Genomic DNA, 20,073 nt, shown 5'->3' with positions numbered 1-20,073 from the left:
CTAAGCACGAAGCCCCCCTCAAGATGAGATTTCCCATTACGCAAGTAAGTAAGATCCCTCAAAGACGATGAGGTAGATAGGTTCGGGGTGGAAGCATGGCGACATGTGCAGCTGACGAATACTAATCGATCGAGGACTTAACCAAATTTGTTTAACGTAACAATGTCGTTTATCCAGTTTTGAGTGAACAAACACTCTAATTTATACGAGGGTTTCAAGATACAAGCAGTGCTAGGAAACGAGTGAGAGAAGGAAGGAGCGTACTAAAGTACGTGACTGACTGAGCGAATGAAGTTGACAACGCAATGCGCCGTATATTGAAAGCCGAATAAGTCTAGTGATGATGGCGAAGAGGTCACACCCGTTCCCATACCGAACACGGAAGTTAAGCTCTTCAGCGCCGATGGTAGTTGGGGGTCTCCCCCTGTGAGAGTAGGACGTCGCTGGGCAACAAAGAAAAAGTCGTTACCGAGTTAATCGGTAACGACTTTTTTGTTATAAAAAATGAGCGAATTATTAGTTATGGGCTATATGAGTAAGTTTAAGGGCTATATGAACCGTTGTATGGGCTATCATAGTATCAATTTAACAGACTCGTTCTAGTAAGTTTAGTGTTTAGCATTTAATAGTAATTTTATCTCTTTTATTTGTTCTATGTGTCGCTGTTCATGTAAATATATCTGTTCAATCCACTGGTCCAGTGGTAGTTCACCTAATGCAGGATGATTAACGGACTTTTTTACCAATATTGATTTTTCCTCTATTGTATGAAGAAACGTCAGAAGTTTCTTTCTCGAATCGTTCAACAGCTCAATGATTGACTGAACTTCAATTGCTTCTAAATCTGGTTCAACGATTTCAGGAGCTTTAAACTTTTTCGATCGATCTATAATAAGATGAACGTTCTTACGTTCTGTTTGAGTATTATCACCCTTTTTTAATCCCCGTGCAATAGCTTTAATTGTCGCTTGCTCCACTAAAACTAAATGATGACAAACTTGTGCTATACTCCACATATTCATGCTTAGCCTGTTATTAAATTGAGAATGACTTAATGAAGTAATTTCGTTTACCAGGTTATTTCTCGTTTCATGCAGATAGTCATTTACTATATCACTCACAAAATTCTCCCTTTATCTTAAAGTAAATATCAGTTCTTATTGTATTCTGCGTAATTATCTCTCATTCATCAATGCGAGAGTATTTCCTTCACTATCCTTAAAAAATGCCATCCATGTCTCCGTATCTCCGACCTTAGCAACCATATGGGGTTCATCTATAAAAGTTGCTCCAGCTTCTTTCATTCGTGAAACTTCATTGGTTAAATTATCAACTTGGAAATAGAGTACAGAGCTTGGATGATTAAACTCTTCGGTTTCTGGTCTGCTTAATAAAAGTCTCGTTTCTCCACATTGAAAGAATGCAAGCCCATTCATCTCAAATAGTAGAGGTAATTGAATTACGTCCTTATAAAATGCAACTGCTCGTTCAACGTTTTCTACATTTACTGCGATTTGTCCTAATTTCATCAGTTATTCCCTCATTTCTTTTATATATGTATTCGCTATCAAGCTGAAAAATCCTTTCAACCTTTAGGAAATTAAAACTAGACAGCTTTCAAATACTATTATATACTACATTACAACACTAATGCACTAGTTTTCAAATGAGAGGAGATTACCTCAAATGATTTTAAATACCGATAGTACGAAGCCGATATATGTGCAAATTGCGGAGTGGCTGGAGAATGAAGTTATAGCAGAACGTTTTAAGGATGATGAAAAAGTATATTCACAATATCAGCTGGCAGATCTTTTTAATATTAATCCAGCTACAGCTGCTAAAGGACTTACGATACTAGTAGAGGAAAAGATTTTATATAAGAAAAGGGGACTTGGCATGTTCGTAGCGCCAGAAGCAAAAACGATGATTCTGGAAAAACGGAGAAATGAGACATTGACAAAGATGGTAAAAGACATCGTTTTAGAAGCAAAAAGGTTATCCGTAACTAAAGAGGAACTAATTCAACTCATCCATAATTGCGAGGAGGAGATCTAATGAATGTAATAGATTGCCAAAAAGTAAGTAAGGATTTTCGAAGAACTAATGCTTTAGAGGATATAACGTTTCAACTGACAGAACAAAAGATTACTGGCCTTATCGGACGAAATGGAGCTGGGAAGACCACTTTGCTGAAAATACTGGCAGGTTTAACTAAGCACAGATCCGGTGAAGTAAATGTATTTGGGAAAAGTCCTTATAATAATTTGATGGTTTCTGAAAACAGTATTTTGGTGGATGATCAAATGACTTTTCCAGATTCCTTGACGTTAGAAGAGGTATTGCAAAGTGCACCAGCTTTTTATAAAAGATGGGATACGGAATTCGCTAGTCGTTTATTTCAATACTTTAAGTTGAATCCAAAGCAACAGCACTCAAAGTTATCCAAAGGTGCAAAAGCCACGTTCAATATGATTTTTGGGTTATCAACACGCTGTGAGTTAACCATGTTTGACGAGCCAACAAACGGAATGGACGAAGCGGTTCGGTCAGATTTTTATAGAGCCTTACTGAAGGATTATATTGCACATCCTCGATCTATTTTAATCTCTAGCCACCATTTAGCCGAAATAGAGCAATTGCTAGAGGATATTTTATTGATTCATAAAGGCAGAGTTGTGTTGCATCAATCTTTGGATGAGGTGAAGGAATATGCAGTAGCTGTTCAGGGATTGATAGCTGATGTGGAAAGATGGACAGTTGGGGAAGAAATTATTCACTCGAAGAGAATTGATGATCAAAGACTGTATGTAGTAGTTAAGAATAACTCGAAGTTAGAGAGAGCTCGTATAGAGGGGGCTAGCATTCAGACATTAGCTGCTAGTGAGGTATGCATGTACGTGACGAGTGAGACGAAAGGGGGAATCGATGATGTTTTTAAGTAATAGTAGCTTATTTAGTGTTGTGAAGGCACAAGTGAAATTTAAGATAAATGCTTATAACGGGTTGATTTACTCACTCATTATTTTGCAGGTACTAGGGATTTTACTTGGAGGTAATGCAGGAAGTAGCGGGACTTCTATTAATAGTACTACTATTAGTTTGAATACATCCACAAATGATGTGAGTTTTATTTTGGTTTCATTGCTCGCTATTTCAGTGGGAAACCTTTTAACTACAAAAGCATATCGATATGATGACTTTTCGTTTGTGGCAACTCGTCTTAGCAGTAATATTGCTAATTTTATTGTTCTCTTTATTTTTAGTTGCTTTGCAGGTGTCACTACTTATTTTTCGGGTTATGTAATGCGTCTTATTTTACATTTCAAAAGTACTTCAGAATTTGTAGATAGTTCTAGTATTTTTAATAACCCATCAAGCTTTTTGTTAACTATTGTCGCTATCATTACTATGCTATGGTTGTTCAGCTCCATCGGATATATAGCAGGTATATTATTTCAAATGCATAAGCTATTTTTCTTTGGTGCAGTAGTAATTGTGGTTATGTTATTAATGACAGGGACTTGGATTAGAATATCGGAATCTATTTTTGTGGAAAACGGTTCGTTACTAATACTTATTATGAAGGTCATCATCATAACGATATTGCTCCTTGCAACATCTACTGCTATCTCCAACCGTTTGGGGGTTAGAACATGAGTGTTACATCGATAGCTCTACTTGTTGGATTATTGCCACTAATTATTGGAGTGGGTATTGTTCTTTATCTAGTGAAGAAAGTAAATTTTAAAAGTAAATTTCGCTTAAACAAATTTATTATAATTATCTATTTTAGTCTACTAATCGCTTGTGGAGTCATATATGAAATTATTCCAAAAGAGACTAATGTGGAAAAACTATCAGGGGAAGAGTTAATCCAACTACAAACAGAAAACAATTCATTTCAAAAGTCTTTACTAAAACTAGAAGATAACAAGTTAAACCAGAAGTTTCTTAAGGAAGAGTGGACTCATGAAATAAAAGGGAATACATTGTCCCTTGAATACAATGGAAATGATCCATACTCAACTGGAGTGGTAGTGGAATGGATGGATACTACCGATCAAAAAATAGAAGGAAAAGTATATCGAACGAATATAAATGTATATGGATTAAATTTAGATCAAAAGTTACCACTCCATAATATGGAATGGACTGGCAATCAGTTGGTCATTCATGAATTTTCAGCTCAAGAGCTTACATTTGATCATTTTTCAAACAGGTTGTATTCTTTAAATCAAATATTACACGATGAAGAAATTAGAATGGTAAGAGGGCAAACGTATATTCACTTGAAAGTTCCAAAACATATAGAAATTGTGGACTCCTTAGGACTGCAAATGTATTAGTAAATATAAAGTGCCTGCTACATAGAAGGCACTTTATTTTAATTTCACATCAAATAAGAATTTCAATCGGCCCATTAAAACCTTTGACGGGATAAAAGGGAATAAAAAGTCTCGAATACGAGTGACTGGTCGGGATTGAATTTGAGCTGTTGCCCCTATTTGACGAGAAAGCCGGATTACCTTAGCGGTTCGAGCAACTCGCTTATCCTCATAAAATGCTAACACTTTATCCACATGTTCAAATTGTTTGAAGCCATTTCCCAGAACTATGGCATCTTCAATTGCTTGTCCAGCCCCTTGTCCCATATTCGGTGTAGTGGCATGAGCAGCATCTCCTAGTAAAACAACTCTACCAAAAACAAACTGGCGCAGTGGTTTAATATCGGAAATATCGTGATGAAGAATATTTTCAACAGGAGTTGTGAATATTAAATTGCTCACGACCTCAGGAAAATGCTTAAATATGCCCCCGATTTCCTTCGAAGTGAGATCCTGTAATTGTGGATTTCTTGCCGTTGTATTCATGCAGGCGAACCAATATACTAATCCCCCTTTCATAGGAGCCATCCCAAATCGTCCTTTTGTGGACCATAATTCAGTGGAAGTGTATTCATCGACTCTTCCTTTGTTTTCTGTGATGCCTCTCCAACACGTATAACCCGCATATCTAGGAACCGAGCCTGGCACAAGCTGCTGCCGTATAGGAGAGTGAATACCATCGGCAGCAATGAGTAAATCGGAAGTCTGTGTAGTGCCGTCTTCGAAATGGACGGTTACTTGATGATCTTTTTGCACGATAGATAGACATTTTTTATTAAAATGAAGTGTATTCGGTTTAAGTGCTTCTAGGAAAGTTCTATGCAAATCAGCACGATGAATAGTAATATTTTCTTGGCCATAAAGTTTTTTTAGAACAGTAAAATCAATCGTATTTAAAAACTTTCCACACTCATCTTGAAATATTTGCGTATGTAGAACATGGCCATTTGCAAATACATTTTCACCTACACCGATTTCCATCAGTGCCTGCAAGGCGTTGGATCCTATTCCAATACCCGCGCCCACTGGTTGAAACGTTGGGTTAGCTTCAAAGACTTGAACAGCGAACCCTTGTTTTTGTAGGGTTACCGCAGCACAGAGCCCCCCAATACCTCCACCTATAATTGCTATTTTCATTTGGAAATACCTCCGCCAATTGTGATAGTCTAGTTAAAAGGGGTGAAATTTATGATCAAGCTTACTATTTATAATGATAGTTATCGTAAATCGTTAGAAAATTATCCGCTATCTGAGGAGCAGCTTTCATTCACAGGACATCCATTAGAATTACTAGAACGTGCTCAAATAAATGCAACGTATACTCCTATTATTATAACGGAAGATGATCAGAGTGTTGGCTTCTTCGTGTTAGATACGGGAGATGATAAATTCCATTATACAGATATGGCAGAGAGTCTTTTACTCCGAGGATATTCCATACATCCAGATTACCAGGGGAGGGGAATTGCGCAAAAGTCTATGGAGCTACTGCATAGCTTTGTAAACAAGCATTTTCCAAATGTAAAAACAATCGTGCTTGGGGTGAACGAAGCAAACAAGTCTGCACAAGCTGTGTATCGAAAATCAGGTTTTATCGATGAAGGTAGACGGTTTAATGGAAGATCTGGTATACAAATTGCTATGTCAAAGAAGATTTATTAAGAATCGATTGAAGATAGGTGAAAATCGATCGATCATACTATATAATCGATCGATCACAACGGAAAATCGATTGATGACGGCCAAAAATCGATCAACCACCCAAAATAATTGATCGATCACCACCACTAATCCAATTTATACAATACGTCATCATCACCACTAGGAGTGCCGCGGCCATCCGTATTATTTGTGATGAAATAAAGTGACTCCCCGTCGGAGAAAACGTCGCGCACTCGTCCGAATCCTGTAATCGATTGCTCAATCTCACCAGTTTCCACGTTTATCACTTTCACAGATTCTCCACGAAGGGTTGCTACATACAATTTGCCTTGATGAAAGGTAATGCCTGATGGTGCCCACGTCTCATTGCTGCCAGATGTGATTATAGGAGATACTAGTCCTTCTTTTGTTTCTTCTCCCTCGATTATTGGATAGCCATAGTTTTTACCTTGTTTGACTAAATTGATTTCATCATTGGATGACTGACCATGCTCCGCTTCATATAGGGTTCCATCTTTGTCCCAGGCAAGTCCCTGAGGATTACGGTGCCCCATGGAGAATATTTCAAATGAGCCGTCATCGTTCATACGGAGTATCTTGCCATTCAGTGAAGTTGAGTCCTGTGCATTATTAGGATTTCCTGCGTCACCGACGGTAACATATAGCATTCTGTCTGGTCCAATTTCTAATCGGCCACCATGATGAATATTACCTGTCTTTATGCCGTCCAAATGAATAAAGATTTCTTGCCATTGACCCTCTTCTCGCTTAATAGTTACAACTCTGTTAAAGGCTTCTCCGTTCATATCATATGTATAGTAAGCGAATGCTTCACCTGTTTTTTCAAAGTCAGGTTTCAGTACAAAGCCGAGTAAACCTGCTTCTGAGATTGCTGCAAGCTTCTTCGAAAATTGTACTGGCTCATGTTCAACCGTGCCATCTTGTATACGTGCAATAGTACCAACACGTTCAGAAATATAAAAGGTATTGTCATGTAAATTAATGGACCAAGGAATATTTAAGTTTGGTGCGACCTTTTCTACAATTGGACCACGGTTGGGCAACTTTTCTATCTCCTCCGTACAGCCGAATAAGACTAGTAAAATAACTAGAAACCTTTTTTTCATGGAAATCCCTCCTTGTATTACTTCTTCCCTTAAGCGAATCAATAATCCTCCCAATGACGATAAGTTTTTCCTATGTAAAACGATAATAACTATCGAATTTACTTATAATAGAAGTCGGAGTATGCTAAAAGAACAAAAGAGGTTTTGAAAGAAGGCATTTTAAATGGAGTTTGTAATCTTTTTCATTATAGGCGTTATGGGGAATGTAGTAGGTACATTAGTAGGTGGGGGAGGTCTTATAAGTCTGCCGATGATGTTATTAATGGGATTGCCCGTGCATTCTGCCATTGGGGCTAACAAAGTATCGAACACAGTCAGTTCGTTCTCTAGCTTTCTTGTGATTTTCGTGAAAAAAGAGGTAAGCGGTAAAGAGGCGATATCAGTATTGGTGTTTTGTTTAGGAGGGGGGATAATAGGTGGACTCGTTGCTTCCTTTCTAAGTGGGGAAGTCTTGACGATGATCGCTATTATTCTACTAAGCTTTGCCTTTGTTACATCCTTTATGGGAAAAGGAAACTTTGATGGAAAGGAAATTTTTCAGCTGAATAAAAAAACGGCACCAGCATTACTAGGAATCGGAATGTATGACGGTATGTTTGGTCCAGGGAGCAGCACACTTGCACTGTACTTGTATGCAAGTGAAAAAATTGCATATATACGAGCTGTGGGACTTGCTCGAATTGGCGTGTTCTCTAGCTGCTTCGGAGCATCGATAACATATATTTCTACTGGTAAGATTATGTGGCCAGTGACGCTTGCGTTAATGCTAGGTGCGATAATTGGAGCACAGCTTGGTCTTCGCCTTGCACGAAAACTAAAAGCGCAACATATTAAACCGCTATTGCGAGTGGTTACTATATTACTTCTTGTACAAATTGTAGTGGACTATTTGAAATAAAGGAGGGTTAGTATGAGGATACGTTGTGCTATTTTAGATGATTACCAGCAAGTTGCTTTAAAAATGGCAGACTGGTCAGCTATTACAGAGAAGGTCGAGGTTGTTTCGTTTTCACAGCACTTTAATGATGAAAATGAACTTGTGGAATCCATTCGTGATGCAGAAATAGTAATTGTGATGCGGGAGCGCACACCTTTTGGAGCCCCACTTTTTGAAAAGTTGCCTAAGCTTAAACTACTGATAACTTCCGGAATGAGAAATGCATCGATTGACCTTGTGGCTGCAACTGATCATGGAGTTACTGTTTGTGGAACAGCAAGTTCTTCAGAGCCGCCAACAGAGTTAACTTGGGCTTTAATACTAAACCTGGCACGTCAAATTATGAAAGAAAACGATAGCCTTCGTAGAAATGGAATATGGCAGAGCACAGTTGGGACAGATTTATATGGGAAACGTTTAGGTCTTCTTGGGCTGGGTAAAATAGGTGGACGAATGGCAACTATAGCGCAAGCCTTTGGAATGGATGTCATCGCCTGGAGTCAAAACTTAACGAAGGAGCGAACAGATAAGCTAGGTGTTCAGTTGGCAAGTTCGAAAGAAGAGTTGTTAAAGACAAGTGATTACGTCTCTATTCATCTAGTATTAAGCGACAGAACTATAGGACTGATAAGTGAGAAGGACTTACACGATATGAAAAGCTCCGCTTATTTGATTAATACATCAAGGTCTGCAATAGTTGACCAACAGTCGCTTATAAAAGCGCTCCATGAAAACTGGATTGCCGGAGCAGGATTAGATGTATTCGATATCGAGCCACTACCAAAGGACCACCCATTCCGAACAATGCCGAATCTATTAGCCACCCCACACTTAGGATATGTAACAGAAAGAAATTACACTATGTATTACCAAGAAGCAATAGAAGATATTCAAGCGTACTTGGATGGAAGAGTGATTCGTACCTTAATTTAATTTATAGAAAAAGAAAGGCTATCCGAGTATACAACTCTCAGATAGCCTTAATTCGTTATTATTTTAATGCTTCTAATTGTTTAGCAAGCTCTTGTACAGCGATGGTTTCTTCGTCTGTAGTTGTTTGAAGCAATACTTTTTGTCTTTCTAGTACTTCATTAAGTGTTGCTAATTCTGCAGATACATCTGCATCCGCTTGGTCACCCTTGTCGGTTAACGAGTTAATCGTATCGAATAAGTCTTCATGGCCGACAATTCTGCCTTCACCCCACATAAGTTTTTCCTTTGGAGCTTCTAGCACATAGTCTGTGAAATAATCGAATACTTCTTTATCGAAATCGTATGCGTACCAGTTATTGTCAATTGCCCATAGGTATTCATCAGTCGCAGTAGTTATATCGCCTTTTTCTAAAGCTTCAATAGCTAGTGCAAGATTCGTAATATTGTGTTGAGCATGTTGGTGTGGGAATATTTGTACATCCTCCCATGTTAAGCGAACGAATTGGTCTTCTGCGTACTTAAATGCTGCAAGTAGACCACTATTCAATTCACGGCTTTCTTCATATAACTTTTGTGCTGCTTCTGTATCTTCTTTAGTTAGTGCTTCAAAATAATCATCGTTTACTTTAGCAACCTTGGTATTTACTTCTTCTGCAAGAGCAATTGCTTTATCAATCTCTGCTACTAATTGTTCAGAAGAAACTTTCGCTTGTCCAAAAGCATCCGTGTCGATTACTTTTTTCATTTCCGTCAAACGTGTTGTGAAGTCGAGTGGAACAACAGCTGTTTGATCGTAATGCATCGAAAGTAAACCATATAGATTTAAGTGGAATTTAAATGCTTTCTCATTATAAGTATCCTCGTTATCAAATTGTGAATGATAATGGGTACGCATGAAATCACTGTCCTGGAAATCATTGCGAAGTGCAGGAACACCAGCAATTCCAAATGAGAAATCATCGGACCAAGTACGAAGAGGAGAAACGACAGAAATCCCGTCTTTATAAACACCATCCACGCTTGGTACAGTTTTTCCAAATTCCGTTAAAAAATTATTCAGTTCATAGACAGAACGAATTTCATCTTGCGTCGTATGCTCATAAGCCGGAAGCTCGAAGTTCATATTAGCAAATGCTTTTCCAACCCATTCCGGGTGGATATTGAATATTTGGTTATACGCACCGGTTGACCAGTCATAGCGAGTATTTGAAACTCCCCATTCCTCCGCAGCAAGTGCATTGAAAATAATCGTTTTTTCTGGTTGATATCCACTGTCTACTAAACCTTTCGCCACACCCATCATTAATCCGATAGCTGCATGGTCATCCTGGAATCCAGAGAAGTAAGAATCGTAGTGAGCAGATAAAATGATATACGACTCAGGGTCTTTCCCGATAATTTTCCCGTAATAGTTATATGTCTTGCCATCCATTTTTACCGTAGATTTAGCATCAAATTGTACAGTCATCGTACCATTCTCACTAGCCTCTAAAGCTTTCTTTAGCTGCTTTGCATCTGTTTGGGACATCGAAAATGCTGGAGCATCATCTGGTCCGCATATATCCTGCGCATTAAGCGCATCTTCATCCACTTCTGCATATCCAGCTTCCTGAACTGCAATTACTCCAGCAGCTCCTTTTAAATGTGCTTGGTATGCAGGGTAGCTAATCCACCATTCTTCTCGTTGATTTATGTCAATTAAAACTAGCTTACCTTCGATATCAAGATTTGCTAAATCATCAGCAGTCCCTTTACCACCGTAGACGATTTCAAGGTCCTTCACACCATTCGTATCGAAATTTACTTGGTAAGCACCTAAAACAGCTAAATGCTCTTCACCATTTTCATCTAAGAATGTTAGATCTGCTTTTTCAAATTCCCATGTGTCTACAGAGAACTCGTCCTTGGTAACTTCAGTAAGTCCAATTCTTTTCATCTCTTCAGCAATTTTTTCTCCGGTTTTTAGCTCTGCTTCTGATCCAGCAGTTCGATAACCTAGTTTTTCATTTGTTTTAAATTCCTCTAGGCTCTTCGTGAAATCATATGCATAATCGACATCCACTGCAGATAGATACTCCTCATTTACATCGATTACTTTTTTCTCCGTGATAGCCTCTTCTTTTGGAGTACAAGCTCCTAATGTTAAAGTGATTAACAAGGTTGCTGCTAATCCTCCCATAATCTTGTTCATGTATCACAGTCCTTTACAATTTTTTTTTACAACTAGATAATTAAACGACAAAAATTGCTAAATATCAATACTTTTTTAATATTCTCATTCCCTATATTTTAAAAAAGAAACAGAATATTGTTGCACTACTTACACATTTAGTGTAAAATTACACTGCATTTAATATTTTAAAAGGAGCAATTTATGAATAAAGAGTATTTAATGGAGCTTATAACGATGAGAATTCGAATGATTCGACTGGAAAAAGGCTATTCACAGGAGAAAATGGCAAGTATTCTAGGAATCTCGAAAAAAACACTTGTTCAAATAGAGAAAGAGCGAGTGCAAGCAGGTTGGTCCACCGTAATTGCGGTAGTTGCACTTTTTCGTGATAGTGAAATTTTGCAGATTGTGCTTGGGGATGATCCTTTGGAAGTGCTTGAAACAATTGCACATGATGGCATTAATCGACCAAAGGACAAATCGATGGGTGGCAAAGTGTGGTGGAAGGAAGTAAAGACAAAAGGTAATTTTCGTATGCAACAAAATGTCATCAGTCAGCATTATCGTATTTTAGATGACAAAAACTATCGTTGGTTTAGTTCTTTTGATGAAGAGGAAACGAGTATTCGTCTTAATGAACTGTTCAAAACGGAATAACTCAGGACATAAGCCGCTTGGTTTTCACAAGAAGGGACTTGTCTGGAGTGAATCACCCGAATAATACTGAGAATCACCTGAATGTCGCCTACGATCACCCGAATAGATGAGAGAATCACCTGAATGTTGTCTACAATCACCCGAATAAAGCAGAAAATCACCTGAATGTCACTACCAATAAGTCACCATAAGGGAGGAACAGGGATGAAAGAGGAGTCAAAAATCGGCAAAGTAATACTTTCTATTTTCGTTTTAATCGGAATGGTGTTTTTTGGATACGTTGGTTTATTTCTTCTATTGATAATGGGAAAAATCGATTATATTGCATTGTTCATAACTGTAGGAGTTGTACTATATTTACTGTTTGTGCTCAAAATTTTTCGTTTTTTCCAATCGAAGCAGCGAAAAGTTTTGTTTGGAAGCATTGCAGGGATAGCTATATTAATTAGTGCGATTGCTCCATTAAAAGATGTGTATACCAACTTAATACCGACAGTAGATGCAGAAGTCGATATAAGTAAATATGAGCCCTTTTCTGAATTTGGTGATGTCGCCACATTAAAAGAGAAGGCTACGCTTCAGGTTTCCGGGGACCTACCCAAACTAGACGGAGCAACTGCCCTGTATCCTTTATATGCGGCTTTTGTCGAAGCAACATATCCAGAAAAATCGTATCCACCCTACGATAGTGAAGTAATGATGAGTAATACACCAAATGCTTATGAGAATCTCTTTAATGGTACGGTTGATATGATCTTTGTTGCAGCACCGTCCGAAGCTCAAAAGAAAATTGCAGAACAAAAAGGATTAAAGCTCAAAATGACACCTATTGGTCGAGAAGCATTTGTCTTTTTCGTCAATAAAAAAAATCCTGTTGATAACCTTACAGTAGATCAAATAACAGATATATATATGGGCAAAGTGACGAACTGGGAACAGCTTGGAGGCAATAATGAAACAATTCGTGCTTTCCAACGACCAGAGGGCAGTGGGTCACAGTCTGCGCTTCAGTCACTTATGAAAGGAATGCCACTTATGAAGCCACCTTCAGAGGATATCGTTACAGGAATGGGTGGAATCATAAACGAAGTATCTCAATATAGAAATTATAAAAATGCAATTGGCTTTACATTCCGTTATTATTCTACAGAAATGGTCGGCAATGATCAGATCAAGCTGCTAGAAATAGATGGAGTAGCACCCACTAAGGAAAATATTCGAGCAGATACCTACCCTATTACATCCGAATTTTATATTGTGACAGCTGGAACGGATAACCCGAATGTAGATCCATTAATAGAGTGGATTTTATCGGAGCAGGGGCAGGAACTAGTAGAAAAAGTAGGATATGTGCCATTAGAAGAATAGAAAAACCAATGTCGCAGTTTAGAACTGCGGCTATTTTTTAGTGTAATTTACTGAATCAAAAGAAATATATTAAAATATTTACGGTGATACATAAGTCCTTATAAAAATATGTTTTAATTAGGTTTTTTGGGGTAATTAAAATGGAGGGTATATAAGTGTAATTGCTTATTGGAATAGAAAGATCGGGGGAATCATAATGAAATTAAAATACAAAGCTGTCGTTGTAGTTTGTATTTCAGCGATTCTTTTGGCTACGCTCTTTTTATCGATTTTAAGGCCAGTACTATTGAAAGAGTCAATCGATTTAGATAGAGAAAATGCGATAGGTGAAGCAAATAGGATAAATGGTAGTATTCAATCCACACTAAATGATTTAGGGAAATTGAATAGAGACTGGTCCAATTGGGACGACACCTACAACTTTATGAATGACCAAAATCCCCTATACACCAAACTTAATTTGGGTCAAGAAACATTAAAAAACCTGGAAGTTGACTTTATCCTTTATTTGAATAATCAAAACAAACCTGTATTACAAATTGGCTATGATATGGAAAAGGATAAATTAGTGGCACTGCAAAATGACTTCTTTCAAGAATTTATTGATCCGATTGGAAAAAGGAAAAGTATTAGTGAAGCGCTAGTAGTTAAGAGTAAGAATGGATTTTCACTGGCATCATATGAGTCCATTTATAAAAGTAACGGTGGCGGTCCTTCTGTAGGGACTTTGATCATTGGGAAGTATATAAATGAATGGATGATTCACAGTATTGGAGAAGAGCTATTCGTTGAAATGGCTTTTCACGAAGTAACAAACACAGCGAAACCTCAAAAACAATTTAATATGGAGGCCATAAATGAACATCAAATGAAAGGAACTATTTTGCTGAAGGATTACTCCAAGCAGCACCTTATGGAGATAAGCTTTACCACGGATCGAAACTTTTATATCGAGAAAAAAGAAACCGTTAATAATATTGTGATTAGTTTATTTTTAGCAGGAATTATTTTTGTATTTTTGACGATATTTCTACTGAATCGTTTTATTATCAATCGAATTAGTAACCTCTCCGAGCAGCTCCATTACATACAATTAGAAGGAAATATGAACAACAGGATTAAGCGTACAAAGAATCAGTATGATGAGATTTCTAAACTAGAATATTCGATTAACCAGATGCTCACGTCACTAGAATCGAAGCATAATGAAGTTATTCAGTTAGCATTATATGATCATTTAACTGGGTTACCTAACCGCTATGCATTTTATAAAGAATTTGAAAGAAGAACGATGGCTTCTCCTGATGAGTTAATCGTCCTATTTTTCGACCTTGATGGATTTAAACAAGTAAATGATACGTTCGGTCATGAAATAGGAGATAAGTTATTGAAGGAGATTTCTCAAAGAGTAAGACGTATTTCCGAAGCCAAAAATGGATATATCACGAGGTATGGTGGAGACGAATTTTTAATATTATTTGACCATATGAATCTTCAAGAATTAGAAGCCGTTGTACAGGCAATATTAGAGGTAATTGGAAGGGAATATAACTTTGCTGATTTTAGCACACTTGTCACTGCAAGCATTGGCATTAGTATATATCCAAGGGATGGCACGACAATAGAACAGGTATTAAAAAATGCAGATTATGCGATGTACGAGGCAAAAAATAAAGGGAAAAACCAATATGTATTTTTTCATGAGATAAGTAATGAATGATCAGCAAACGGCCCAATTATTTAATTGAGCCGTTTTTTCTTTGTATCTAATCACGTACAAAGAAGTCAAAGCCGAGGGACGTTACTAAACCAAATATTATTGCCCAAACACCAATGCTGATAGTTGACCATAACAGGGTCTTAACTTTGGAGGCACCAAGTGTCATTCCAATAAATGCAGCAACATGAGTGCCGATTAATATAGGTCCAAGTAATAACATCCCAGGTAGACCGTATTTGTTCCAAAGCACTTTTGCACGTTCACTTCTTTTCGATTCTTTTTTTCCTTTTCCTTCATTTCGTTTGGCAAGCCATAGTTTAAATTTGTCGTAGCCGATAATGAGGGCAAGTACGGTCGCCATATTTCCTACAAAACCTACGATAATCACTGCCACAGGATTCATCCCCGAAATAATCCCAAGTGGAATGACTAGTCCTAATTCGAGCCAAGGAATTGCGGCTCCCAAAAAAACTAGAAAGTAATTCACGATCATTCACTTCCTTCCATCTCTTTAGTTACGGTGTAAGTGGAAGAAAAGTTTCACTTTATAAAAATCCTATTGGTACACCAGATGCATGTCAAACTACGCAAGGGAATAACTTGCAGAAAACGGGTGGTCAGTTGCAGGTGGGAAAAAGAATATGGCGGAAAATTTTAAAGAGTGCGATAATATGTTTCGGAGTACTTTGGACAGGAGTGAGTCAGTTGGTTTATTTAAGTATGGTGTTTTTTCAAGTTGTTGGTCCAATTTTAATAATGCTTGCGATTGGAGCAGCCCTGCAGCTCAAGTTTCGCTTTAATTTGAAAGCGTTATCTAATCTACTCACTTACTGCTTAATGCCGGCAGCTGTATTTATTAATATTTATGAGACGCAAGTAAATGCGAAAGTTCTAGCTAGCATTATCGTTTATTTACTTATTTTTAGTATTAGCCTAATGATAATTAGTTGGTTAATTAGTAAATTATTAAAGCTTAATAGAAGCCAAGCAGCAATCTTCAATAATAGTATTGTATTGATAAACTCTGGAAATTACGGTATCCCGGTGAGTCAAATGCTCTTTGTGGCCAATCCACTTGGCACATCGATTCAAATTATCATCGTTATTTTCCAAAATATTATTACCTATACATATGGTTTGTATAATTTAATCTCCTCTACTAAATCTGGGCTGGACATACTACGCAGCTTACTACGAATGCCGATTGTTCATGCCTTAATCATTGGTGCAATCATGAACTTTTGGGATATTGGCCTACCCATTACTATTAGAATTCCGATTGAATATTTGGCAAATGCTTTTATATCGATAGCACTTATTACATTAGGTGCTCAGCTGGCACAGTTAGAGTTAAAAACAATTTTTAGCAAGGTTATTTTCACTAGTACAGTTGGTCGATTAATAATTGGGCCGTTATTAGCTTTTGGACTAATACTACTAATGGGATTTGATGGAGTAGTAGCTCAGTCATTGTTTATCGCAAGTGCGTTTCCCACATCCCGCAATAGCTCTACACTAGCGCTAGAGTACGATGTCGAGGCAAACTTGGCTGCGCAAATTGTTTTGTTTTCTACTATTATGAGCTGTATAACGGTAACTATTGTAATTTATATTTCAACTATTTTATGGGGATAGAGAAGAGAGTGGTAAGGATGAAAAAGAGGTCGTTACAATCACGTATTTTTTTATTTGGCGCTATATTTGTATCGCTTGTTGCAATTGTTATCGGGATTTCCTTTTACATTATCATTTCACATGCGGTGGAGCAACAGGTTGGTGAACGGGCACTTAGTATTGCGAAAACGACTGCTGAGCGCCCGGATATTGTGGCAGGATTTCGTACGGAAAATCCATCAGAAGTACTTCAACCGATTGCCTCTGCCATTCAGGAGAGTACAGGTGCAGAATACGTGGTAATCGGAAATGAACGCGGGATTCGCTATGCACATCCTATAGAAGAAAGAATTGGTCAAAAAATGGTAGGTGATGATAACGAACAAGCACTTATTCATGGTGAATCGTATGTATCCGAAGCAACTGGTACTTTAGGGAAAGCCTTACGAGGAAAGGCACCTGTTTTTGATGAGGACGGACAAATTATTGGCATAATTTCTGTCGGATTTTTAAAGGACAATATTGCTACTATCTTTGCTCAATACATAAATAACATTGCTTATATCGTATTAATTGCTATTTCGCTTGGTATTATTGGATCGAGTATATTGGCACGCAATATTAAAAAAGAATTGTTTGACTTGGAGCCAACAGAGATAGCAAATCTTTTTACGGAGAGAAATGCATTGATAGAGTCCGTCCGGGAAGCAATTATTACAGTAGATGCTAACGGGATTATTAGAATGGTAAACAATGCGGCATATGAGATATTATCGCTACCTACCCGAACAGAGTTAATTGGACGTAGTATTAAGGAAGTTATCCCAAATACAAGTCTGCCACAGGTGATGGAATCGGGTGAAGGTCAGTTAGATCGCACTATGGAGATACGAGGTAAAAAAGCGATCGTCAATCGTATTCCAATACGAGTAGGAGATGAAATTGTCGGAGCGGTGTCTAGTTTTCGCTTACAATCAGATTTTGATCGCTTGGCTGAAGAATTATCACAAGTCAAACAATATACAGAGGCGCTGCGTGCTCAAACACATGAGTATAATAACTCTTTATATACAATATCTGGGCTTATTCAATTGCAGTCATATGATGAGGCATTAGATATGATTCACATAGAAACTGCGGAGCATCAGTCACTTATACAATTTATGACGAAACGCTTGCAGGATCCTTTTCTCGGAGGAATTGTAATTGGTTTTTTCAATCGTGCAAAAGAATTGAAGATACGATTTATTTTAGATGAAGATAGCAATTTAGAAAAATTACCACAACACCTTCAAAAAAATTTATTGGTTTCGATCATAGGAAACTTAGTAACGAATGCGTTTGAAGCCATCGAAGTTTTGCCGGAGGAGCAGCGAATAGTTCGCATATTAATAGTGGAAACAGACGAAGAAATACTAATAGAAGTAGAAGACTCAGGTACGGGAATTGCAGATAATTTATACGAGAAAGTTTTGTTGGAGAAAGTTTCAACTAAAAGCGAAAATGATCGAGGATATGGATTGATGAAGGTTAAGGAAAATGTAAATGATTTAGGAGGGGTTATTGCAATAGAAACAGGTGATTTGGGTGGGGCGTTATTTATCGTTTCGATACCAAAAGGGGGGTATTTGTATGACAAAGCAAATTGAAATATTGGTCATAGAGGATGATAAAAGAATTTCGGATATACATCGGAGGTTTATTGAAAAGCTGGACGGCTTTCAGGTAATTGGTACAGCAAATACAGCGGAAGAAGCCAAGGACTGGATTCTTTCCTACAAACCAGATTTGATACTTCTAGATGTTTATTTACCAGATGGGCTTGGAACCGACCTGTTAGCAATCATTCAATCCCAGAGTCCAGAGACGGATATTATCTTTATAACAGCAGCTGCAGAATCTGAAATTGTAAAAAAAGCATTTCGAAGCGGGGTTGCTGACTATATTTTAAAACCGTTAACTTTTGAAAAATTTAAAGAAAGTTTACTTGGATATAAATCCAAAAGAGAAATATTAGCAGCAGAGGGAAGTGTCGAAGAAAATTTGATAAAATCCCTATGGAATAAAACACTGACTTCGCCGGTATTTTCAGACATAACACCTCCTAAAGGAATAGATCCAATAACGAAAGAGAAGGTAGTTGACTATATAAAAAAACTAGAGAATGGAATCACTGCTGAATCTCTTGGAGGAGCAGTGGGAATAAGTCGTTCAACGGCGAGACGCTACTTAGAATATCTAGTATCCGAAAAGCTTGTATATGCCGAATTAATATACGGTAGCGTTGGCAGACCAGAACGGAGATATTTCATCAAATCTTCGTGAACTTTATGAACAAAATGCACTTTATAATCATTATCTAACTTATTACCAAAAGCATTGAATATAGGCAATGTTTTGATAAGTTATATACAGGCGTATGAAAACGCTATCAAAACATTTGGTATAAGGGGGATAATATGAAGATGTGGAAGAAGATCACGTCGGTTGCTTTTGCTGCAACTTTGGCATTAGGGTTAGCTGCTTGTTCATCTGATGATGGGGATAGTAAAGGTGCTTCGTCATCGTCTGGAGGATCAGATTATCCAAAAAATAATATTACGATTGTTGCTCCGTCGGGTGCTGGTGGAGGATGGGATTTAACGGCTCGCGCAGTTGCCAAAGTTATGAATGAAACAAAGCTAGTAGACAAAGCTATTTCTGTGGAAAACAAACCAGGTGGTGGTGGAGCAGTATATATGGCGGAATTTGCTACTAAAGAAGTAAAGAACGACTATATGCTAATGGTGAAATCACCACCTATTCTGATAAACAACAATAAGGCTGAAGGAAACAGTCCCTATGGCTATAAAGATACGACACCGCTTGCACAGTTAACTCGTGACTACGGTGCAATTGTAGTTAAAAATGATTCAGAATTCAAAACGTTAGAAGATGTACTTAATGCTATAAAGAAGGACCCAACTTCCATTACATTAGCAGGTGGATCAGCTCCAGGTTCAATGGATCACTTAGTAGGAGTTTTACCAGCCCATGAAGCTGGAATAGATCCAAAATCTGTGAAATACGTTTCCTATGATGGCGGCGGTGAAGCAATTGCTGCACTTTTAGGTAATAATGCAGATGTGATTGCAACTGATGCTTCTACTATTGCAACATATGTAAAATCAGGAGATGTACGTGTATTAGCAGTTAGTTCAGCAGAGCGTTTAGAGGGAGAGCTTTCAGACGTTCCTACGTTTAAAGAATCAGGCATCGATGCAGAGTTTACAATATGGCGAGGTATATTCGGACCGAAAGAAATGTCCGATGATGCGAAAGAATATTGGAATGAAAAAATCGCTAAAATGGTTGAAACGGACGAATGGAAAGCAGAGCTTGAGAAAAACGGTTGGGCAAGCGAATACCGTAACGGAGAAGAATTTACTACTTATTTAGAAGAGCAGGATAAAGTAATAGTCGAGTTATTAACGGCGCTTGGAATGCAGAAATAA

General features: G+C 37.7%; 20 protein-coding genes and 2 rRNA genes. 16 read left to right on the top strand and 6 right to left on the bottom strand.

From position 1 onward, the window contains the following. A 23S ribosomal RNA gene (locus BLR36_RS13585) occupies positions 1-145 on the top strand; the annotation flags it as partial. Positions 146-333: 188 nt separating this feature from the next. After that, positions 334-449, top strand: a 5S ribosomal RNA gene (gene rrf, locus BLR36_RS13580). Positions 450-608: 159 nt separating this feature from the next. Here rrf and BLR36_RS13575 read toward each other — a convergent pair. Then, positions 609-1,121 (bottom strand): DinB family protein, encoded by a 513-nt coding sequence (locus BLR36_RS13575; protein ID WP_093062280.1) that lies wholly within the window; start codon positions 1,119-1,121, stop codon positions 609-611. A gap of 54 nt (positions 1,122-1,175) precedes the next feature. Next, positions 1,176-1,529: a VOC family protein gene (locus tag BLR36_RS13570; protein WP_093062279.1), complete on the bottom strand. Its 354-nt coding sequence runs from the start codon at positions 1,527-1,529 to the stop codon at positions 1,176-1,178. Positions 1,530-1,686: 157 nt separating this feature from the next. Between BLR36_RS13570 and BLR36_RS13565 the strand changes: the two genes are divergently transcribed. Genes BLR36_RS13565 through BLR36_RS13550 form a run of 4 tightly spaced genes read left to right on the top strand, consistent with a single transcriptional unit; the run spans position 1,687 to position 4,349 of the window. After that, the gene (locus tag BLR36_RS13565; RefSeq protein ID WP_093062278.1) at positions 1,687-2,058 is read left to right on the top strand and encodes a GntR family transcriptional regulator; all 372 of its coding nucleotides are present in this window, start codon (positions 1,687-1,689) and stop codon (positions 2,056-2,058) included. Beyond that, entirely contained in the window at positions 2,058-2,945 is an 888-nt protein-coding gene (locus BLR36_RS13560) for an ATP-binding cassette domain-containing protein (RefSeq protein ID WP_093062277.1), read from the top strand. Before BLR36_RS13565 ends, BLR36_RS13560 begins: the two co-directional genes overlap by 1 nt. Further along, the gene (locus BLR36_RS13555) at positions 2,932-3,660 is read left to right on the top strand and encodes a hypothetical protein (RefSeq protein WP_093062276.1); all 729 of its coding nucleotides are present in this window, start codon (positions 2,932-2,934) and stop codon (positions 3,658-3,660) included. Before BLR36_RS13560 ends, BLR36_RS13555 begins: the two co-directional genes overlap by 14 nt. After that, on the top strand, positions 3,657-4,349 hold the full coding sequence (locus BLR36_RS13550; RefSeq protein WP_093062275.1) for a hypothetical protein: 693 nt from the start codon (positions 3,657-3,659) through the stop codon (positions 4,347-4,349). The genes BLR36_RS13555 and BLR36_RS13550 overlap by 4 nt, the downstream gene beginning before the upstream one ends. Before the next feature lie 33 nt (positions 4,350-4,382). Here BLR36_RS13550 and BLR36_RS13545 read toward each other — a convergent pair whose 3' ends face one another. Next, positions 4,383-5,525: an FAD-dependent monooxygenase gene (locus BLR36_RS13545; protein WP_093062274.1), complete on the bottom strand. Its 1,143-nt coding sequence runs from the start codon at positions 5,523-5,525 to the stop codon at positions 4,383-4,385. A gap of 51 nt (positions 5,526-5,576) precedes the next feature. Here BLR36_RS13545 and BLR36_RS13540 point away from each other — a divergent pair, with 51 nt between their 5' ends. Beyond that, a complete protein-coding gene (locus tag BLR36_RS13540; RefSeq protein ID WP_254771417.1) occupies positions 5,577-6,050 on the top strand; it encodes a GNAT family N-acetyltransferase in 474 nt (157 codons plus the stop codon). Between the two features lie 125 nt (positions 6,051-6,175). Here BLR36_RS13540 and BLR36_RS13535 read toward each other — a convergent pair whose 3' ends face one another. Then, complete coding sequence (locus tag BLR36_RS13535; protein WP_093062272.1) at positions 6,176-7,177, bottom strand: PQQ-dependent sugar dehydrogenase; 1,002 nt, start codon at positions 7,175-7,177, stop codon at positions 6,176-6,178. A 163-nt stretch (positions 7,178-7,340) separates the two neighbouring features. On the opposite strand from BLR36_RS13535, the gene BLR36_RS13530 reads away from it, so the two are divergent. Both BLR36_RS13530 and BLR36_RS13525 read left to right on the top strand, forming a co-directional pair. Beyond that, positions 7,341-8,075: a sulfite exporter TauE/SafE family protein gene (locus BLR36_RS13530; protein ID WP_093062271.1), complete on the top strand. Its 735-nt coding sequence runs from the start codon at positions 7,341-7,343 to the stop codon at positions 8,073-8,075. Positions 8,076-8,087: 12 nt separating this feature from the next. Next, positions 8,088-9,047: a D-2-hydroxyacid dehydrogenase family protein gene (locus tag BLR36_RS13525; protein WP_093062270.1), complete on the top strand. Its 960-nt coding sequence runs from the start codon at positions 8,088-8,090 to the stop codon at positions 9,045-9,047. Between the two features lie 58 nt (positions 9,048-9,105). Here BLR36_RS13525 and BLR36_RS13520 read toward each other — a convergent pair whose 3' ends face one another. Beyond that, on the bottom strand, positions 9,106-11,238 hold the full coding sequence (locus BLR36_RS13520; protein WP_093062269.1) for a M28 family peptidase: 2,133 nt from the start codon (positions 11,236-11,238) through the stop codon (positions 9,106-9,108). A gap of 183 nt (positions 11,239-11,421) precedes the next feature. Here BLR36_RS13520 and BLR36_RS13515 point away from each other — a divergent pair, with 183 nt between their 5' ends. The 3 genes from BLR36_RS13515 to BLR36_RS13505 all read left to right on the top strand — a co-directional run bounded on the left by BLR36_RS13515 (position 11,422) and on the right by BLR36_RS13505 (position 14,965). Further along, positions 11,422-11,877, top strand: a complete 456-nt coding sequence (locus BLR36_RS13515) for a helix-turn-helix domain-containing protein (protein WP_093062268.1) — start codon at positions 11,422-11,424, stop codon at positions 11,875-11,877. Between the two features lie 204 nt (positions 11,878-12,081). Beyond that, positions 12,082-13,245, top strand: a complete 1,164-nt coding sequence (locus BLR36_RS13510; RefSeq protein WP_093062267.1) for a PstS family phosphate ABC transporter substrate-binding protein — start codon at positions 12,082-12,084, stop codon at positions 13,243-13,245. A 196-nt stretch (positions 13,246-13,441) separates the two neighbouring features. Next, entirely contained in the window at positions 13,442-14,965 is a 1,524-nt protein-coding gene (locus tag BLR36_RS13505; RefSeq protein ID WP_093062266.1) for a sensor domain-containing diguanylate cyclase, read from the top strand. Between the two features lie 46 nt (positions 14,966-15,011). Here BLR36_RS13505 and BLR36_RS13500 read toward each other — a convergent pair whose 3' ends face one another. Then, positions 15,012-15,458 (bottom strand): small multi-drug export protein, encoded by a 447-nt coding sequence (locus BLR36_RS13500; protein WP_093062265.1) that lies wholly within the window; start codon positions 15,456-15,458, stop codon positions 15,012-15,014. Positions 15,459-15,670: 212 nt separating this feature from the next. Here BLR36_RS13500 and BLR36_RS13495 point away from each other — a divergent pair, with 212 nt between their 5' ends. The 4 genes from BLR36_RS13495 (at position 15,671) to BLR36_RS13480 (ending at position 20,073) form a co-directional block, all read left to right on the top strand. Further along, entirely contained in the window at positions 15,671-16,600 is a 930-nt protein-coding gene (locus BLR36_RS13495) for an AEC family transporter (RefSeq protein WP_093062264.1), read from the top strand. A gap of 17 nt (positions 16,601-16,617) precedes the next feature. Beyond that, positions 16,618-18,228, top strand: a complete 1,611-nt coding sequence (locus BLR36_RS13490) for an ATP-binding protein (protein WP_093062263.1) — start codon at positions 16,618-16,620, stop codon at positions 18,226-18,228. Continuing rightward, positions 18,212-18,904, top strand: a complete 693-nt coding sequence (locus BLR36_RS13485; RefSeq protein ID WP_093062262.1) for a response regulator — start codon at positions 18,212-18,214, stop codon at positions 18,902-18,904. Before BLR36_RS13490 ends, BLR36_RS13485 begins: the two co-directional genes overlap by 17 nt. 134 nt (positions 18,905-19,038) lie before the next feature. Beyond that, on the top strand, positions 19,039-20,073 hold the full coding sequence (locus tag BLR36_RS13480; RefSeq protein ID WP_093062261.1) for a Bug family tripartite tricarboxylate transporter substrate binding protein: 1,035 nt from the start codon (positions 19,039-19,041) through the stop codon (positions 20,071-20,073).

Origin of the sequence: Psychrobacillus sp. OK028 (genome assembly GCF_900103605.1) — a bacterium.
Taxonomy (GTDB): Bacteria; Bacillota; Bacilli; order Bacillales_A; family Planococcaceae; genus Psychrobacillus.
Note: the sequence above shows the minus strand (reverse complement) of the source record. Positions and strands in the feature narration are given on the sequence as shown.

Coding starts and splice junctions, on each gene's coding strand:
- BLR36_RS13570 (WP_093062279.1), bottom strand. CDS start 1,529: ATGAAATTAGGACAAATCGCAGTAAATGTAGAAAACGTTGAACGAGCA.
- BLR36_RS13565 (WP_093062278.1), top strand. CDS start 1,687: ATGATTTTAAATACCGATAGTACGAAGCCGATATATGTGCAAATTGCG.
- BLR36_RS13560 (WP_093062277.1), top strand. CDS start 2,058: ATGAATGTAATAGATTGCCAAAAAGTAAGTAAGGATTTTCGAAGAACT.
- BLR36_RS13555 (WP_093062276.1), top strand. CDS start 2,932: ATGTTTTTAAGTAATAGTAGCTTATTTAGTGTTGTGAAGGCACAAGTG.
- BLR36_RS13550 (WP_093062275.1), top strand. CDS start 3,657: ATGAGTGTTACATCGATAGCTCTACTTGTTGGATTATTGCCACTAATT.
- BLR36_RS13545 (WP_093062274.1), bottom strand. CDS start 5,525: ATGAAAATAGCAATTATAGGTGGAGGTATTGGGGGGCTCTGTGCTGCG.
- BLR36_RS13540 (WP_254771417.1), top strand. CDS start 5,577: ATGATCAAGCTTACTATTTATAATGATAGTTATCGTAAATCGTTAGAA.
- BLR36_RS13535 (WP_093062272.1), bottom strand. CDS start 7,177: ATGAAAAAAAGGTTTCTAGTTATTTTACTAGTCTTATTCGGCTGTACG.
- BLR36_RS13530 (WP_093062271.1), top strand. CDS start 7,341: ATGGAGTTTGTAATCTTTTTCATTATAGGCGTTATGGGGAATGTAGTA.
- BLR36_RS13525 (WP_093062270.1), top strand. CDS start 8,088: ATGAGGATACGTTGTGCTATTTTAGATGATTACCAGCAAGTTGCTTTA.
- BLR36_RS13520 (WP_093062269.1), bottom strand. CDS start 11,238: ATGAACAAGATTATGGGAGGATTAGCAGCAACCTTGTTAATCACTTTA.
- BLR36_RS13515 (WP_093062268.1), top strand. CDS start 11,422: ATGAATAAAGAGTATTTAATGGAGCTTATAACGATGAGAATTCGAATG.
- BLR36_RS13510 (WP_093062267.1), top strand. CDS start 12,082: ATGAAAGAGGAGTCAAAAATCGGCAAAGTAATACTTTCTATTTTCGTT.
- BLR36_RS13505 (WP_093062266.1), top strand. CDS start 13,442: ATGAAATTAAAATACAAAGCTGTCGTTGTAGTTTGTATTTCAGCGATT.
- BLR36_RS13500 (WP_093062265.1), bottom strand. CDS start 15,458: ATGATCGTGAATTACTTTCTAGTTTTTTTGGGAGCCGCAATTCCTTGG.
- BLR36_RS13490 (WP_093062263.1), top strand. CDS start 16,618: ATGAAAAAGAGGTCGTTACAATCACGTATTTTTTTATTTGGCGCTATA.
- BLR36_RS13485 (WP_093062262.1), top strand. CDS start 18,212: ATGACAAAGCAAATTGAAATATTGGTCATAGAGGATGATAAAAGAATT.
- BLR36_RS13480 (WP_093062261.1), top strand. CDS start 19,039: ATGAAGATGTGGAAGAAGATCACGTCGGTTGCTTTTGCTGCAACTTTG.